The 15,992-nt window shown below is 67.2% G+C and carries 17 protein-coding genes; 12 read left to right on the top strand and 5 right to left on the bottom strand.

The genetic code is table 11. From position 1 onward, the window contains the following. The first annotated feature begins 10 nt into the window (after positions 1-10). Positions 11-1,603: an apolipoprotein N-acyltransferase gene (lnt, locus tag DEJ11_RS09635; RefSeq protein WP_258375407.1), complete on the top strand. Its 1,593-nt coding sequence runs from the start codon at positions 11-13 to the stop codon at positions 1,601-1,603. 110 nt (positions 1,604-1,713) lie between these two features. After that, the gene (locus tag DEJ11_RS09630; RefSeq protein ID WP_027465636.1) at positions 1,714-2,064 is read left to right on the top strand and encodes an RNA polymerase-binding protein RbpA; all 351 of its coding nucleotides are present in this window, start codon (positions 1,714-1,716) and stop codon (positions 2,062-2,064) included. Between the two features lie 71 nt (positions 2,065-2,135). On the opposite strand, the gene DEJ11_RS09625 is transcribed toward DEJ11_RS09630, so the two are convergent. Both DEJ11_RS09625 and DEJ11_RS09620 read right to left on the bottom strand, forming a co-directional pair. After that, on the bottom strand, positions 2,136-3,338 hold the full coding sequence (locus DEJ11_RS09625; RefSeq protein ID WP_111024423.1) for an SPFH domain-containing protein: 1,203 nt from the start codon (positions 3,336-3,338) through the stop codon (positions 2,136-2,138). After that, entirely contained in the window at positions 3,335-3,808 is a 474-nt protein-coding gene (locus DEJ11_RS09620; RefSeq protein WP_110863722.1) for an NfeD family protein, read from the bottom strand. The genes DEJ11_RS09625 and DEJ11_RS09620 overlap by 4 nt, the downstream gene beginning before the upstream one ends. Before the next feature lie 154 nt (positions 3,809-3,962). Here DEJ11_RS09620 and DEJ11_RS09615 point away from each other — a divergent pair, with 154 nt between their 5' ends. From DEJ11_RS09615 to DEJ11_RS09580, 8 genes are all read left to right on the top strand, one after another. Beyond that, on the top strand, positions 3,963-4,724 hold the full coding sequence (locus tag DEJ11_RS09615; RefSeq protein ID WP_111024422.1) for an SDR family oxidoreductase: 762 nt from the start codon (positions 3,963-3,965) through the stop codon (positions 4,722-4,724). Between the two features lie 10 nt (positions 4,725-4,734). Beyond that, positions 4,735-5,187 carry an NUDIX hydrolase gene (locus tag DEJ11_RS09610; RefSeq protein ID WP_071403789.1) on the top strand — a complete coding sequence of 151 codons (453 nt, stop codon included), beginning with the start codon at positions 4,735-4,737 and terminating at the stop codon, positions 5,185-5,187. Positions 5,188-5,278: 91 nt separating this feature from the next. Next, complete coding sequence (locus DEJ11_RS09605; RefSeq protein WP_220038325.1) at positions 5,279-7,672, top strand: ATP-binding cassette domain-containing protein; 2,394 nt, start codon at positions 5,279-5,281, stop codon at positions 7,670-7,672. 123 nt (positions 7,673-7,795) lie between these two features. Continuing rightward, complete coding sequence (locus tag DEJ11_RS09600; protein ID WP_111103609.1) at positions 7,796-8,062, top strand: DUF4190 domain-containing protein; 267 nt, start codon at positions 7,796-7,798, stop codon at positions 8,060-8,062. A gap of 138 nt (positions 8,063-8,200) precedes the next feature. Continuing rightward, positions 8,201-8,356, top strand: coding sequence for a hypothetical protein (locus tag DEJ11_RS09595; protein WP_163343611.1), 156 nt, complete (start codon positions 8,201-8,203; stop codon positions 8,354-8,356). A 332-nt stretch (positions 8,357-8,688) separates the two neighbouring features. After that, positions 8,689-9,795 carry a tyrosine-type recombinase/integrase gene (locus DEJ11_RS09590; RefSeq protein ID WP_111058270.1) on the top strand — a complete coding sequence of 369 codons (1,107 nt, stop codon included), beginning with the start codon at positions 8,689-8,691 and terminating at the stop codon, positions 9,793-9,795. After that, on the top strand, positions 9,792-10,124 hold the full coding sequence (locus DEJ11_RS09585; RefSeq protein WP_111058261.1) for a helix-turn-helix domain-containing protein: 333 nt from the start codon (positions 9,792-9,794) through the stop codon (positions 10,122-10,124). Before DEJ11_RS09590 ends, DEJ11_RS09585 begins: the two co-directional genes overlap by 4 nt. Before the next feature lie 190 nt (positions 10,125-10,314). Next, positions 10,315-11,616: a site-specific integrase gene (locus DEJ11_RS09580; protein ID WP_284176625.1), complete on the top strand. Its 1,302-nt coding sequence runs from the start codon at positions 10,315-10,317 to the stop codon at positions 11,614-11,616. Positions 11,617-12,155: 539 nt separating this feature from the next. Here DEJ11_RS09580 and DEJ11_RS09575 read toward each other — a convergent pair. Continuing rightward, positions 12,156-12,728 carry a GntR family transcriptional regulator gene (locus tag DEJ11_RS09575; RefSeq protein WP_111103608.1) on the bottom strand — a complete coding sequence of 191 codons (573 nt, stop codon included), beginning with the start codon at positions 12,726-12,728 and terminating at the stop codon, positions 12,156-12,158. Positions 12,729-13,203: 475 nt separating this feature from the next. Here DEJ11_RS09575 and DEJ11_RS09570 point away from each other — a divergent pair, with 475 nt between their 5' ends. Together DEJ11_RS09570 and DEJ11_RS09565 are read left to right on the top strand one after the other, a co-directional pair. After that, positions 13,204-13,392, top strand: a complete 189-nt coding sequence (locus DEJ11_RS09570) for a hypothetical protein (RefSeq protein WP_111103606.1) — start codon at positions 13,204-13,206, stop codon at positions 13,390-13,392. A 28-nt stretch (positions 13,393-13,420) separates the two neighbouring features. Next, positions 13,421-13,837: a hypothetical protein gene (locus tag DEJ11_RS09565; protein ID WP_111103605.1), complete on the top strand. Its 417-nt coding sequence runs from the start codon at positions 13,421-13,423 to the stop codon at positions 13,835-13,837. A 308-nt stretch (positions 13,838-14,145) separates the two neighbouring features. Here DEJ11_RS09565 and DEJ11_RS09560 read toward each other — a convergent pair whose 3' ends face one another. Together DEJ11_RS09560 and DEJ11_RS09555 are read right to left on the bottom strand one after the other, a co-directional pair. Continuing rightward, entirely contained in the window at positions 14,146-14,928 is a 783-nt protein-coding gene (locus DEJ11_RS09560; protein ID WP_146250053.1) for a hypothetical protein, read from the bottom strand. Between the two features lie 99 nt (positions 14,929-15,027). Further along, positions 15,028-15,753: a hypothetical protein gene (locus tag DEJ11_RS09555; protein ID WP_146250052.1), complete on the bottom strand. Its 726-nt coding sequence runs from the start codon at positions 15,751-15,753 to the stop codon at positions 15,028-15,030. Positions 15,754-15,992 lie beyond the last annotated feature (239 nt).

Below are 15,992 nucleotides of genomic sequence, written 5' to 3'. Positions count from 1 at the left end.
GGGAGGCCCGGTGCCGGTTCCGGAGACCAGTGTGCGCGGGCTGCCCGCTCCCGTAGGCCGCGGGGCGGTCGCGACCGGTCCGTTCGCCGCGTTGCCGCTGGGCGCCGCGCTGCCGTTGGCCGTCATCGGCGGGATCCTCTTCGCGCTCGCGTTCCCGTCGCCCGGGTGGTGGTTCCTCGCCTACCCGGCTCTCGCCTGCATGCTGCTCGCGGTGGTGGGGCAGCGGGCGCGGCGTGCGGCGTGGATCGGTTACCTCGCCGGCGCGGCGTTCTGGATCCCGGCCATCTCGTGGGCCGGTCGTTACCTGGGCCCGGTCCCGTGGTTCGCACTCGCCCTGCTCGAAGCCGCGTTCTTCGCGCTCGGCAGCGTCGCCATCGCCCTGGCGTACCGCTGGGTCGCCCGTGTGGTGCCCTCGACCGCCGGACGCGTGTGGGGCCTCCCGGCCGTCGTCGCCGCACTCTGGACCGGACGCGAGTGGTTCTCGGGGAGCTGGCCGTACGGTGGTTTCGCCTGGGGGCGGGTGGGCCTGTCGCAGTCGCAGGGGCCGTTCACGCACCTGGCCGCGTACGTGGGCGTCCTCGGGCTGACGTTCATCGTCGTGTACTGCGTCGCTGTCGTGGTGTCGCTCGCGCTCGTGGCACCCCGTGTGCCGGGCGTGACGCTCCGGCTGCCCGTGCGGGTGGCCACGGCGGGGCTGCTCATCGCGGCGGTCCTGGCCGTGCCGGCGTGGCCGACCGCGACGAGCGGCACGATCCGGGTCGAGTCGGTGCAGGGCAACGGTCCCGCGGGCTACTTCGACCGTGCGGAGCCCGGCGACGTCCTGGCCGCGCAGGTCGCGGCGACGGACGTGGACGCGAAGGGTGTGGACCTGGTCGTGTGGCCCGAGGCAGGTGCGGAGTACGACCCGCGGCAGCAGCCGGTCATCGCCTCCGCCCTCGACTCGGTGGTCGACTCGCTCGACGCCCCGATCGTCGCGGGTGCCATCACGCAGACCCCGTCGGGGGTGCTGCACAACACGTCGTTCGTGTGGACCGCGGACGGCTGGCAGTCGTCCTACGACAAGAAGCGTCCGGTGCCGTTCGGCGAGTACGTGCCCGACCGCTGGTTCTTCTCCAAGCTCGCACCGTCGCTGATCGGTCTGCTGCAGCGCGACTACACGCCGGGGACGAAGCCGAACGTGCTCTCCGTCGCGGGCATCCGTGCCGGCATCTCGATCTGCTTCGACATCGTCGACGACGGGCTGACCGCCGACATGGTGCGCGGGGGAGCACAGGTGATCCTCGCGCAGACGAACAACGCCGACTTCTCGGGCACCGACGAGAACCTGCAGCAGCTCGAGATCGCGCGGATGCGGGCCGTCGAGACCGGCCGGTCGCTCGTGAACATCTCGACCGTCGGAGCGTCGCAGGTCATCGACCCGAGCGGCCGCACGATCGACCGGGTGCCGGAGTACACCGCGACGTCGATGGTGACCGACGTGCCGCTCGGCACGTCCACCACCCCGGCGTCGATCCTGTCCGGCTCGATCACGCTCCTGCTCTCCCTCGGCGGGCTCCTCGTGCTCCTCGCCTGCGCACCCTGGGGCCGTCGCACCCGCTCCTGATCGGGCCCGCCGCGCCCAGCCACTGGGAACGGACTGTGAATGCGCCGGTACGGGATTGATGGGGCGTGGGACAGTGTTGTGGAGGGCAGACGAGCGAGAGGAGCACACACATGGCTGATCGGAGTCTCCGCGGCATGCGGCTCGGGAGTCAGAGTCTCCAGAGCGAAGAGGGCGTCGAGCTCTCAGATCGCAAGCGCGCGGTCTACCAGACGGATTCGGGTGAGACGTTCGACATCGTCTTCTCGGCCGATGCGGACGTCCCCCAGACCTGGTCGGAGCCGCGCTCCGGTCGCGAGGGCCGCCTGCTCGGCGACGACGGGATCCCCGTCGAGGTCGCCGAAGAGGACGTGAAGGCACCCCGCACCCACTGGGACATGCTGCTCGAGCGCCGCTCGCGCGAGGAACTCGAGGAGCTCCTCGAAGAGCGCCTGCAGGTCCTCCGCGCACGACGCGGCGCCTGACACCACCGAACACACGACGACGCCCGCCCCGGTTCCCGGGGCGGGCGTCGTCGTTCGTTGGTGCCGGAGCGTCAGCGCCGACCGGAGCCGTCGCTGGTGCGGTGACCGGAGGCATCGTCGCCCGGCGTGGGCGGAGTGTCGGCGACCTGTTCAGCGGTCGCGTCGTCGGCCGCCGCGAGGTGTGCGTCGACACTGCGGTTCGACTCCGCCAGGCGCGCGTCGAGGTCGGACTCGGGGACGATGTCCGCGGCGGTGGCGTCCGCACGCGGCATCGTGGTGTCCGCCGCTGCGGTGTTCGCCAGACTCTCGTTCGCGAGCTTCGAGATCCGGGACAGGAAGTCCGTGCCACCGGCGCCGCCGGCGACCGGACCGGCGCCGCCACCGCGGCTGGCGCTGAAGCCCTTCGCGATGCCGGACAGCGCCTCGGTGAACTCGCTCGGGATCATCCAGAGCTTGTTCGAGGTGCCCTCGGCGATCTTCGGCAGGGTCTGCAGGTACTGGTAGGACAGCAGCTTCTCGTCCGGGTCACCCGTGTGGATGGCTTCGAACACGGTCGCGATGGCCTGGGCTTCACCCTCGGCACGGAGCACCTGTGCCTTGGCGTCACCCTCGGCGGCCAGGATCGCGGCCTGCCGCTGCCCCTCGGCCTCGAGGATCTGGGACTGCTTGGTGCCCTCGGCCTGGAGGATCGCGGCACGACGGCTGCGCTCGGCACGGAGCTGCTGCTCCATCGCGTCCTGGATGGACACGGGCGGCTCGATCGCCTTGAGCTCGACTCGGCCGACGCGGATGCCCCACTTGCCCGTGGCTTCGTCGAGGACGACGCGGAGCTGGCCGTTGATGTTGTCGCGGCTGGTCAGTGCCTCTTCGAGGTTCAGGCCACCGACGACGTTGCGGAGCGTGGTGGTGGTGAGCTGCTCGACGGCGCCGAGGTAGTTCGCGATCTCGTACGTCGCGGCGCGGGCGTCGGTCACCTGGAAGTAGACGACCGTGTCGATCGAGACCACGAGGTTGTCCTCGGTGATCACGGGCTGCGGCGGGAACGAGACGACCTGCTCACGCATGTCGAGCAGCGGCCGCAGGCGGTCGATGAACGGGACGAGAAGGTTCAAGCCCGGGTTGAGGGTCTTGTGGTACTTGCCGAGTCGTTCGACGACGCCCGCGGTGGCCTGCGGGACGATCCGGATCGCCTTCGCCAGGACGACGATCACGAAGATGACGACGACGAGGACGAGCACGAGCAGTGCGATCGTCCCCGGGGAGATGCTGGTCACGAGGTGGCCCTTTCTGCGAGGCGCACGACCGCGGTCGACCCCTCGATCGACTCGACGACCACGGGGGTCCCGAGTGGCGGTGTGCGGTCGACGGAGCCCGCGGCGAACCGCGCGCTCCAGGTCTCGCCGTTGGCCAGGCGCACCTGACCAGGACTGGAGGAGGTGAAGGCGACCGCGACCGTGCCGGCGAGCCCGATGAGCCCCTCGACGTTGGTGCGGTGCGGGTCGGCACCGCGGCCGAGCGCGACGAGCAGTCGCGGTCGGACGAGCGACAGCAGCACGAGGGCGGCCACCGCGGCGACGATGGCGGACAGCCACCACGGGGCGCCGAGCAACGCGGCGATCAACCCGCCGGCGGCACCCGCCGCAAGCATGATGAAGATGAAGTCGAGGGTGAAGATCTCGACCACGCCCAGGAGCAACACCAGGCCGATCCAGACGGTGCTCTGGATCCAATCGATTCCGTTCACGCGATCTCCCTCCCTCGGTCGCGCGCGGCGGCTCGCTGCGTCGCGACAGCCGGTACAACTCCGTTCAACATATCAGGGCCGTCCGACGGTCGTGCAGGCGATTGGTAGGCTCGGTGCGCCCGACCGGCCGGAACCAGACCTGGAGAACACGACTGTGAGCAACCCCCTCGCCCCCGGATCCCTCACCGACAAGCGCGCCGTCGTCACCGGTTCGTCCCGTGGCATCGGCGCCGACACCGTCGGGTACCTCGCCGAGGCCGGTGCGAAGGTCGTCGTGAACTACCGCAACAAGGCCAAGCGCGCGGAGCAGATCGCCGAGAAGATCGTCGAGGCGGGCGGCTCCGCCCTGGCCGTCGGCGCCGACCTCACCGAGCACGACTCCGTGCAGGCCCTCGTCGACACCGTCGTCCAGGAGTGGGGCGGCATCGACCTGCTCGTGCTCAACGCGTCGGGCGGAATGGAGTCCGGCGTCGGCGAGGACTACGCGCTCCGCCTGAACCGCGACGCCCAGGTCGACATGCTGCAGACCGCCGTGCCGCACATGCCCGCAGGGTCCCGTGTGGTGTTCGTCACGAGCCACCAGGCCCACTTCGTCGAGACCGCCGAGACGATGGACGAGTACGTCCCGGTCGCCAAGAGCAAGCGCGCCGGAGAACTCGCCCTCCGTGAGCTCATCCCGCAGCTCGAGGCCGCCGGCATCGAGTTCGTCGTCGTCTCCGGCGACATGATCGAGGGCACGATCACCGCGACGCTGCTGAACCGCCTGAACCCCGGCGCGATCGAGGGTCGTCGGCAGGAGGTCGGCAAGCTCTACAGCGTGTCCGAGTTCGCAGCCGAGATCGCCCTCGCCGCCGTCGAGCCGATCCCCGCCGACCACACCAAGCTGGTCGGCGACGTCAGCGGCTTCGTCGGCTAACGTCGGGCGGGTGACCGCCAAGCCCGGCCTGCGCCGCACCTCCCGCATCCTGCTGCTCGACCCCGAGGGCCGCGTGTTCCTGATGGACACGAATTCGCCCTCGTCGGACGGCGCCCACCGCTGGATCACGCCGGGTGGTGGGGTCGACCCGGGGGAGACCCACCGCGACGCCGCGATCCGCGAACTGCGCGAGGAGACCGGGATCGTCATCGACGAACCCGGCGAACCGGTGTGGTCCTGGGACTTCACGGTCGAGTGGGACCTCGCCGACCACGACCGCGGGCACGCCGAGTTCTACGTCGTCCGCACGCCCGGCTTCGAGCTGTCGGACGCCGAGTGGACCGATGACGAGCGCGTCGACATCCTCGCCTCGCGGTGGTGGACCGCCGACGAGCTCGACGCAACCGACGAGGAGTTCGAACCCGCCGAGCTGCCGGACCTGGTGCGCCGTCACGGCGCCTGAACACCGCACCACGGCCTGACGGCCGACCCGGGACCGGACGGGAGGCCCGTGGCGGCCCCGCCACGGGCCTCCCGTCGGTACGCTGACCCGCATGCACACCGATCCGGTCGACGACGACCCCACCGGCGCCGACGCGCACCCTGCCGACCGGCACGGCCGGATCCGGGTGCGCGGTGCCCGCGCGAACAACTTGCGCGACGTCGACGTGGACCTGCCGAAGCGGCGGCTCACGGTGTTCACCGGGGTCTCCGGCTCGGGCAAGAGCTCGCTCGTGTTCGGCACCGTCGCCGCCGAGTCGCAGCGGATGATCAACGAGACGTACAGCGCGTTCGTGCAGGGGTTCATGCCCTCGCTCGCGCGTCCGGACGTCGACCTGCTCGACGGCCTGACCACCGCGATCGTCGTCGACCAGGAGCGCATCGGCGCCGACCCGCGCTCCACCGTCGGCACCGCCACGGACGCGAACGCGATGCTGCGCGTGCTGTTCAGCCGACTCGGTCAGCCGCACATCGGGGGGCCGAACGCGTTCTCGTTCAACCTCGCCACCGTGACGGCCGGGGGAGCGATCACGGTGCAGAAGGGTGCGGACGCGAAGGCCCAGAAGGTCTCGTTCACACGGCTCGGCGGCATGTGCGCGGACTGCGAGGGCCGGGGGCTGGTGAACGACATCGACCTGACGCAGCTGTTCGACGACACGAAGTCGCTCGGGGACGGCGCCCTCACGATCCCCGGGTACGGGACCGACGGGTGGAACGTGCGGCTGTACGCCGAGTCGGGCTACTTCGACCGGGACACCCCGATCCGCGACTTCACCGAGCAGGAGCGGCAGGACTTCCTGTACCGCGAACCGACGAAGCAGAAGATCGCCGGCATCAACATGACCTACGAGGGGCTCGTGCACCGGGTCCGCCGATCGTTCCTGCAGAAGGACCGCGAGGCGATGCAGCCGCACATCCGGGCGTTCGTCGACCGCGCCGTGACCTTCACGACGTGTCCGGCCTGCGACGGGACCCGGTTGAACGACACCGCCCGCTCGTCGAAGATCGCGGGTCGCAGCATCGCCGACGTCTGCGCGATGCAGATCACCGACGCCGTCGCCTGGCTGCAGGGCCTGGACGACCCGGGGGTCGGGCCGTTGCTCGAGGGGCTCCGCGACCTGCTCGAGTCCTTCGTCGAGATCGGACTCGGCTACCTGTCGCTCGACCGCCCGACCGGCACGCTGTCCGGGGGAGAGGGACAGCGCGTGAAGATGGTGAAGCACCTCGGCTCCTCGCTCAGTGACGTCACGTACGTCTTCGACGAGCCGAGCACGGGGCTGCACCCGCACGACATCGAGCGGATGAACGAACTGCTCGTCCGGCTGCGCGACAAGGGCAACACCGTCCTGGTCGTCGAGCACAAGCCCGAGGTCATCGCGATCGCCGACCACGTCGTCGACCTCGGACCCGGTGCCGGTTCCGGCGGTGGGACGCTCTGCTACCAGGGGTCCGTCGACGGGCTGCGTGCGAGCGGGACCGTGACCGGTCAGCACCTGGACGACCGCGTGACCGTGAAGTCCGAGGTCCGTCGTCCGGACGGGGCGATCGCGATCCGCGGCGCCTCGGCCCACAACCTGCACGACGTCGACGTGGACGTCCCCACCGGGGTGCTCACCGTCGTGACGGGGGTCGCCGGCTCGGGCAAGAGCACGCTCATCCACGGGTCGCTGGCCCGGCGCGACGACGTGGTCGCCATCGACCAGAGCGGCATCCGTGGGTCACGGCGGAGCAACCCGGCGACCTACACCGGCCTGCTCGAGCCGATCCGCAAGGCGTTCGCGAAGGCCAACGGCGTCAAGCCCGCGCTGTTCAGCGCCAACTCGGAGGGCGCCTGCCCGGCGTGCAACGGTGCCGGTGTCGTGTACACCGACCTCGGCATGATGGCGGGCGTCGCGAGCCCCTGCGTCGAGTGCGACGGCAAGCGGTTCGACCAGTCCGTGCTCGGGTACCACCTGGGCGGGAAGGACATCAGCGAGGTCCTCGGCATGTCCGTCGCCGACGCGCTGGCGTTCTTCGCAGCGGGGGAGTCCGCACTGCCGGCCGCCCACACGATCCTCGCCCGGCTCGCCGACGTGGGGCTCGGCTACCTGACGATCGGACAGCCGCTCACCACGTTGTCCGGGGGAGAGCGGCAGCGGCTCAAGCTCGCGACGCACCTCGGTGACCAGGGCGGCGTGGTGGTGCTCGACGAGCCGACCGCGGGCCTGCACCTGGCCGACGTCGAGCAGTTGCTCGGCCTGCTCGACCGGCTCGTCGACGCCGGCCGGACGGTCGTCGTGATCGAGCACCACCAGGCCGTGATGGCGCACGCCGACTGGATCATCGACCTCGGGCCGGGCGCCGGGCACGACGGTGGACGGATCGTGTTCGAGGGGACGCCCGCTGCACTCGTGGCGGCGCGGTCGACGCTGACCGGGCAACACCTCGCGGCGTACGTCGGAGCCTGAGCCGGGGGACAGGCTCGGGCGGCGAATCTGGGCACCAGCCGTGTGTGAGGACTACCGTTCTGACTGACGCTCACGATCGGCTCCCCGGCCTGGATCGGCGTCCTGACCAGAAGGAGCTCCACCATGTCCAACCCCGGCAACGTGCCCGCGCAGTCGAACACCTTCGCCATCGTCTCCCTGGTGCTCGGCATCATCGGGACCTTCGGCGGCATCTTCATCGCCATCATCGGTGTGGTGGCGGGCATCGTCGGTCTGGTGCTCGGCATCCTCGCGCGGAAGCGCGGTGGCAGCCGGGGAATGATCCTCGCGGGCATCATCCTGTCGATCGTCGCCATCGTCGTCGGGATCATCGGCTACATCGCCACCGCGGTCCTCCTCAACCAGGCGTGAGCCAAAGCCCGCCTGGCGCGCCTGCATCGTGAGCAGCAATGGTCGAGCCCAGCGGATGGACTCGACCATTGCCGCTCACCAAACGTCTCGGGCGTCGAGCTTGCAGCTGTTCAGGAACGCGGGCGTACCGTCCGGCGCATGAGCTACAGCCAGCCTGACCCAGCCGAAGAGACCACCCAGAGCGAGTCGCCGGAGCAGCCCGACACCGACCAGGACACCCTGGAGGAACAGGGCGGCGAGCCGGCGGCGCTCGAGATCGACGCCGACGACGTCCCGACGAAGCCTGCCGACTGACGCCGTCGTCATCCAGCGAGCAGAAGAGGTCGAGTCCGTGCAGCGGACTCGACCTCTTCTGCTCACGAAGCATCTCCGCCGGAGCGCCGATAATGCATATTATGTCAACTCAACCCGTTAATATTCAACCAGATGAAAGACGTGCTACCGGCGGGATGAGAGCGTGGCTACCCTGCGGCTTTTGCTCGTATACGAGCGTCCGTTGCCCCTTGACGGTAACAAAGTCCGGTCTGTGACTCGCGGCCCCCGGGTCCAACATGCCGACCTGATCCAACTGCTTGCGCGGATCGTTCGGAAGACGCATGATTCTCGCATCCGATGAAAGGAACGAGATGGCTGTCGACGACCGCGGGCTGTTCGTGATTGACGCCCATCGGGTGCCCATGCTGCGTCCCGACGCGCAGACGTTCGAAGAGATGCTCGTCGGATGGCGAAACCAACAGCTGTCTCGGAACCTTTCGCTCACAACAGCCGATCAGCGCGAGTCGTTGATCAGGCTGTTCGTGGACCATGCGGGCAGCTACCCCTGGGACTGGACGATCGCGTCGGTGGACGAGTTCTTCGCAGACCGTCGGTCGGTTCACCACAACGTGCAGTCCACGATCCGCGGCTACCAGAACTCCTTGAAGCTGTTCTGTGACTACGTCTGCGATCCCGCTTACGGGTGGATCGACCGGTGCTTGGAACTTTTCGGGACGCATCCTGTTCGCGTGCTCACCGACTGGAATGCCGCGCGCCACGTGCAGGATGTTGAGCATGGCGGCACCAGACGTGCGTTCACACGAGGCGAGCTGCAGGCGCTCTTCGACTTCGCCGATGACGAAACGGAGCGGATCGCGCGTCTCGGACGCAAGGGCTGGATAGCAGCTTTCCGGGACGCGACGGTGTTGAAAACCGCGTACCTGTTCGGTCTTCGCCTGAACGAGGTACGCCACCTCCAGGTCGTTGACTTTACCCGGAATCCGCACGCGCCGGAGTTCAACAAGTACGGGCATCTCAACGTCCGGTTTGGCAAGGCGATGAAGGGCTCCGGGTACAAACAGCGCAACGTGCTCGCCGTACGTCCATGGGGCTCCGAGGTCCTGGCGGACTGGGTCGAGCGGAGCGTCCACTATCGGGGCGAGTCCCTCGACCTGTTCCCGACCGAACGCCGGAGCCTGGTGTCCGGGGCGACGCTGCAGGCGCGCTTCCGACGCTACCGCTCCGAGCTCGGTCTAGGAGGCGAACTCACGTTCCACTCGCTCCGCCGCTCGTACGTGAGCCATCTCATCGAGGACGGATTCGACGCCTTGTTCGTGCAGCAACAGGTGGGACACGAATACGCTTCCACCACGGCGATCTACACCGACGTCTCGAGCGACTACCGAACGTCGACGCTGCGCGCCGTGTTGGACGGCATGATTGAGGATGCCCTTCATCCGACGGCGGGAAGCTCATGAAACGCGACACTGACTACACCTGGCACCTGGCCGAGTTGATGGCGCGGAACAAGATGCACAACTCCACCGACCTCGCCCCCCATCTAGCCGAACGCGGAATCAACCTGTCCTCGGCCCAGATCTGGCGGCTCGTCAAGCAGCGCCCGGAGCGAATCTCGCTGCCGGTCCTCGCCGCAATCTGCGATGTCTTCCACTGCTCCCCCGCTGAGCTGATCACGGTCACTGCGGAGGATGCGGCCCTCGCGAAGGTTGTCAACGCCAGACCCCGGCAGGATCCCGCCAGCGACAAAGTCCGACCACGGCGCGCGCGAGTGACCCCCGATGACTGAGAAAAATCCACGTCGAGGACGCGGTCGACCGCCCGGGCCCGGAGTCGTGCTCTGCCCTCGCTGCCGCGAGATGGTGCCACGGGTCAAGTACAGCTTCCCCGAGGGCCGCATCTGCGGCCGCTGCTTCGACACTGCCACTCACACCCACGGCCTCTGCCCCGCGTGCGGAGTGGATCGGCTGCTTCCCGGCTTGAACTCGCAGGGCGCTCCGATCTGTGCGGATTGCGCCGAGATTCGGACGTCGTTTCGATGCACGGTCTGCGGGCAGGAAGGCGCGTTGAAACGCGCCGGCCAGTGCGAGACCTGCGTGAATCGCTCCGACCTGAACGCCTACCTTCGTCTCGATGCCCCCGACGCCGACCCGCGGCTAGTTCGGCTCCGTGAACGCCTACTCGGCGCGGATCGGCCGGCGAGCATCTACCAGTGGTTGCGCCTAAAGAAGCCCCGTGCACTGCTCGAAGCGCTGGGCGCCGGCACAGTGTCCATCGGTCACGATGCGCTCGATGCGCTCGCCCAGGACGCGACCGTCCGACACCTACGAGCACTGCTCGTCGATGTCGACGCACTCCCCCGTCGCGACGAACCTCTCGCGCAATTCGAGATGTGGATCCGCGAGAAGGCCGCGCTCGTGGTGGATGAATCGGCCCGCGACACGGTTGAGCGGTTCGCGAGCTGGCACCACCTCCGGCGGCTTCGGACGCAGAGCACCCGCACTGACAGTCATCGAGGCGTCCATAACGCGAAGCAAGAGATCACGGTTGCCGTCGACTTCGCCAACTGGCTCGCCGAACGCTCGACCACGCTCGCCGACTGCAGGCAGTCGGACATTGACGTCTGGCTCGTGACGGGTAACACCACCCGCTACACGATCCGTTCGTTCCTGCAGTTCACTGCGCGATCGCGAGCTACCGCACCCTTGGACGTACCCCGCCGCGCCGTCCGCGCCACCCGCCGGATGACTCAAGACGATCGCCTGGACGCAATCAGGCGTTTCCTGCAGGACGACGCGATCCGCACTGCAGACCGTGTCGCGATGCTGCTGCTGCTCGTATTCGGTCAGCCAATCGCCCGTATCGTCGAATTTCCGAAGGAAGTCATCCAGACGCAACCCGACGGGAGGCTCGTTCTCGTAGTTGCCGCGGATGCGGCGCCGATCCCAGAGCCCTTCGCCGGTCTGGTTCGAGACCATCTCGCCTCCCGAAGTAGAGACCGCACCGGGAACATCACCGGCAATCCATTCCTCTTCCCCGGGACGCGAGCCGGCTCGCACATGACGCAGAACCACCTGCACGCCGTAGTCACAGGGCTGGGGGTCAACGTGCTTGCCGCAAAGAACGGCGCACTCGACGATCTCGTCGCTGCGATGCCCGCGCCACTCGTGGCCGACACGCTCGGCTTCAGTTACACCGCAATCGGCCAGCACGAGCGATACCGCGGCTCGCAGTACGAGCGCTACGTGCACGCGCGTGGGGCGCTTCGCCGCCGCCATTAGCTCGGCCGTTAAGCGGAGATCGATGGTCGGAGCTTCTGCGCCCGACGGCCGAACGGGACCTTCCCGCCCTCGAGGTGGTGGAAGGCGAGTTTGTTGACATCGTGCCGCTCCAACAATCCGCGCGCCTCCACCTCACCCCGCTCAGCCGTGGCGCATCGTCACCAGCTGCTCCGAGTCGGCGCTGATAACCCAGCCGGCGCTGCGCGTGGTTAATACATACAGCCGAGAGCCCCCAGGTCCCGGAGCCGATCGACGAGATAGTCCTCGACACAAGGTGCGTGCAGCGCGTCCTCGGGCTGATCGTCGACTCACGTGGGTTCACGATGACGTCTTCAACCGCACCATCTGCGGTCGCACGAATACCCATCAACTTCATTTGACCCGCCGATCACCGACCTGCACAAACAGCTAGGAGCCCCATCGCCGGCACTCACGGACCGACACCCGTCCCGCCCCCGGTCAGGCGCGGTCGCGATATTCTTCTCATCCACAGTGGCAACAGTCCGCGATGCGTCTCGCCCGCTGCCGAACGTCGGCGGTCAGATCTTCGCGAGGGCGCCAGCTGTTGCGACCGCGGCGTCCCAGTCGATGTTCGCGTCCAGGGCAGGGGCATGGAACTTCACCCGCCCTCGCACCGCGGCCCCTGTCCCCGTGTAGAGCGGGTTGTCGAACCCGGCGATGAGCGCCGCGACCGCGTCCTGCAGCCCCCGGTACGCGTCGACGTCGTGCGCGTCGACGCCCGCGGTGACCTTGCTCGCGGCAGCGGCCGCGGTCTTCCGCGCATCGGCGGTCGCGTCGCCGGCGTGGTCGATCGCCCACGCGTGGAGCGCGGCGAGGAGCATGGCGGCCTGGTCGTGCGCCGGGCCGGAGAGACTGGCGACCCGGGTGTACCGGTTCGCGGCCATCTCCACGAGACCTTCGGACTCGAGCCGCGCGATCGCTTCCCGCACCGGGGTGCGCGAGACACCGAGCCAGCTCGTGAGCTCCTCATCGTTCAGGCGCTCCCCCGCCTCGAGCGTGCCGTTCTCGATCGCCTCGAGCATCTGCTCGTAAACGACATCACGGAGAAGACGGCGGGGACCCTGGCTTGTCGGAGACTTCGGAACAGGCATGCCGGGATCATATCCCGGATATCAGTCTGAGAGGGAACGCCGCGCCCAAGAATTGGATCGGTACGCCGGTAAGCCGCTAAGCGGTGTCGAGCGCCAGCCGAATGGATCGGGAGCGTAGCGACCACTCGGCTGCGAAGCAGTACAACGGCTTCTCCACGTGACGGAGGCCCGCAGTCCAAGTCCACCGACGAACCGGCATCTGGACACCGGATCGCTCGCGCTTTCTGTACCGCAGCGCGACAGAAGACAAGCGTGACTTCGACGCAGCGCCGAAGCCCGAAAGCGAAGATCCTGCTGCCGTCTCGTACGGACAGGGCAACGCGATCATTCGGGCGCAGGCGCGGGCTATACGCCAGGCACCCACGATCGCTCGTAACGACGCGGTGCTCGTCGGACTTGGGGTGGTGCTCGGCGGCGCCGCCGACGCGATCTCGCTGATCTGGCTGTAGCTCACTGTCGGTCCTACGATGGCGGCATGGATGGCAAGGTCGTTGAGAGCAGTACGTTCGTCCGCGGTGTCGGAGCGGTGCGTTGGCGCGCAGTCGAGCAGATTCACTCCGACGGAGTCCACGACCGGCTGCGTCTGCTCTGGGTCGAGGAGCGCGATGACATCCCGCTCCCGACGCTCAAAGCCATGCTTATGGAGCACGACGCGCGACTGTGAGATGCCCGGCGCCCGTAGCATCTGAGCCATGATCAGTGTTGAGGGGGCCGGAGTCATCGCACAGGTGATTCCTGTCGGATTGCTTGTCCTTGCGTTCGAAGCGCGCCGTGAAGACGCGCTCGTCGGTACAGGACGACTCACGGAATGGCTGGTTGCGATCAGCCGATACGTGCTTGTGGGGACGGTCATCGCGGCCGGGACGGTGGAGACCGTCTGCATCGTGGCTGTCAGTTCGGGCAGCGCAATCCGAGGCTTTGCGTCAGGCTTCGTGTACGTCGTTGGGTACGTGCTGATGTTCGCCGTCCTGGTCGCAGTCCTGGTCGCTGTGATGAGAAATTCCGGGTTCACTGACGCGATGATCGAGCGGCAAATGCGCAAGCCGGTTGTGCGGGCCCGCATCGAGGCTGCCGTTGAGCGTGAGCAACAGCGCAGGAGCGAAAGCTGAGTCACCGCGAGGTGTCCTCAGCGACGGACCGTGCGCTGCCGTAGTTCGCAGGAATGCCGTGTTCGTTCCGCGTCCGCTGGACCGAAGGCCGGGCGATGCCGACCCGGTCGGCACCGTGCTTAACGCGCTCGCCCTCGAGGACCGCAGCGGCGATCGCCGCGCGGTGCGGATGCTCATCGTGCGGACGTTCACGCCGACTACGCGAACTTGTGGGACGTGTCCTGCCGGCTTTGCGACAGCACTCTGCTCGGGCGGCCGATTACCCCGAGGGGTGGCCGGCTGTCCTCGTTCGCGCAGATAGGCCGCTCCTACCTCAGCTTCGGTTTAGCCCACTCTTTAGGGATCGGCCGCTCAACTGCCGGTAGCCCCAAAGCAGCAAGCACGCGGTCGTCAACTTCGGCCGCGTACACGGTCCCCGCGAGAAGCATGTTCCCCATCTGATCGCGGTTGATTCGCACAGTCTCGCCCGATGCGTACCCGAGATCGGCGCAAGTCTCGACGAATCGCTGATCAGCGACACCACCGCGGTGGGCAACTAGATGGCGGTACTGCTGCATCAGGCGAAGGTTAGATCGAACCAAATCCGAGACGCCGCCGTCGAGATTCACCAGCTCGAGCATGCTCTCCAGCGCCGAAACGCCGATGAATCGCTTACCGCGACGCCAATCGCTGACAAGCAGTCGCATTCGATCCTCCCGCGCCATTTTCTCAAAAACCGAAGCTACGACTTTCATGTTCGCCAGGGGGCCGTCGGCAACCAGTTCAGGACGATGAACCAGCCACGCCACGACGAGATCCTCGATGCCAGCTTCCAGCGCGCCCCAAACCCCCATGATCGCGTGCGCATGAAGTAACGCGAAATCCGTCGTTCGGGCACTTGCAACTAGTCTGGACGTCCGCGCAGCCTGTACATTGGCAGCCGAAACGCGATCAGGATCGCGATCAGGCCGCTGTTCGTTCAGTATCCGGACGAACTCCGGAACCGTGGACAGCGCGTTAGTCCCAGCATACGTAAGGTCCACGAGGTCCAGCGCATCCTGCAAGTACTGCCTCGTGCGCACGTACCAGTGTTCGAGTTCATGAACGGCCACCTGCCGATACTAAGGCTTTATGTGCAGCCGCGCCTATCAACGCCACGGAATTTGCTCTCGTCCAGGTCGGAGGACAGCCGGTCGACGAAGCAGTTGACCTTAGACATTACTGGAGCAAATGACTCCCTGTCGACGCCACTCCACGACGGCGATCGCTAGATGCACCACCGCAGCTGCTTCTCGCGCCAGGGGCGTCCGATTTTCGTTTCCCCCGTGCCGATCAGGGTTCGGCCAGGCGAATCGAAGCGTCCTCGCTAGATCCGCTGTGGTGCCGAGACCAAATTGCACACCGTCCGGCTCCTTTTGCAGTTCGGCGATCACGGTACCAAGTGTCGCTCGCTTATTATTCGGCGCCACCAGAGGCACAAGCACGGTTTCGAGTGCCTTGATGGCGTGGTCCCACGCGTCGGACGGGTCTGGCGTGAGTCCGTAGAGTTGCGTCCAGGCTTCCTGTAGATTTTTCGAGGTTTCATCCTGCCCGCTGGTAACATCACGGTAGGCGTCATGCAGCTGATCAGAAACGCGTCGCTCAAGAGCGATACCGGTGTCCGCTACTGTCCAGATCGAGAATGCTTGCCGTAGGATAGTCCGCAACTCGGCGACAGTCGACGTATGCAGGTTTCCAAGATGGAGAACAGCATCGAGGACGTCCAGCATGAGGTCGTCATCCCGCTCCACTTCATTCAGAAGCTGCCGCATTGGTTGCGTCTGGTAGTTCCGAGTGTTTACGGCAGTGTTGACGGCCAAAGCAACATCAATGATCAGCTTGTTTCGAACACCTGCGAACGAATCACGGTAGCCAAATGCTCCTTCAAGCCAATGCACCAGTGCGATGGTCGCAGGTGGACTGAAGCCCGCAGACAGCTCCACCGGGGCTCTGCGCCCGTCACGTACCGAAAGTCGCTGCCAATCCGCCAACCTAGCTCCTCGCTCACGCCGACAGGCTGCACATGTCCCTCTCGGCCCTGACGCTTTGGGTGAAGCCTACGGCCCGAGTCGTTTTTGTGCGCCTCGGGGCTGTTGGCCGTGGCTGTGGGCAGCTTCGCTCCGTGTCGTCGGAATCG

The sequence above is a fragment of the Curtobacterium sp. MCLR17_058 genome (assembly GCF_003234705.2).
Lineage (GTDB): Bacteria > Actinomycetota > Actinomycetes > Actinomycetales > Microbacteriaceae > Curtobacterium > Curtobacterium flaccumfaciens.
This window is presented reverse-complemented; position numbering and strand designations above follow the sequence as displayed.

Bases quoted from the DNA above. Each gene is read 5' to 3' on its own strand.
- DEJ11_RS09630 (WP_027465636.1), top strand. From the start codon at position 1,714: ATGGCTGATCGGAGTCTCCGCGGCATGCGGCTCGGGAGTCAGAGTCTC.
- DEJ11_RS09605 (WP_220038325.1), top strand. From the start codon at position 5,279: ATGCACACCGATCCGGTCGACGACGACCCCACCGGCGCCGACGCGCAC.
- DEJ11_RS09600 (WP_111103609.1), top strand. From the start codon at position 7,796: ATGTCCAACCCCGGCAACGTGCCCGCGCAGTCGAACACCTTCGCCATC.
- DEJ11_RS09595 (WP_163343611.1), top strand. From the start codon at position 8,201: ATGAGCTACAGCCAGCCTGACCCAGCCGAAGAGACCACCCAGAGCGAG.
- DEJ11_RS09590 (WP_111058270.1), top strand. From the start codon at position 8,689: ATGGCTGTCGACGACCGCGGGCTGTTCGTGATTGACGCCCATCGGGTG.
- DEJ11_RS09585 (WP_111058261.1), top strand. From the start codon at position 9,792: ATGAAACGCGACACTGACTACACCTGGCACCTGGCCGAGTTGATGGCG.
- DEJ11_RS09575 (WP_111103608.1), bottom strand. From the start codon at position 12,728: ATGCCTGTTCCGAAGTCTCCGACAAGCCAGGGTCCCCGCCGTCTTCTC.
- DEJ11_RS09570 (WP_111103606.1), top strand. From the start codon at position 13,204: ATGGATGGCAAGGTCGTTGAGAGCAGTACGTTCGTCCGCGGTGTCGGA.
- DEJ11_RS09565 (WP_111103605.1), top strand. From the start codon at position 13,421: ATGATCAGTGTTGAGGGGGCCGGAGTCATCGCACAGGTGATTCCTGTC.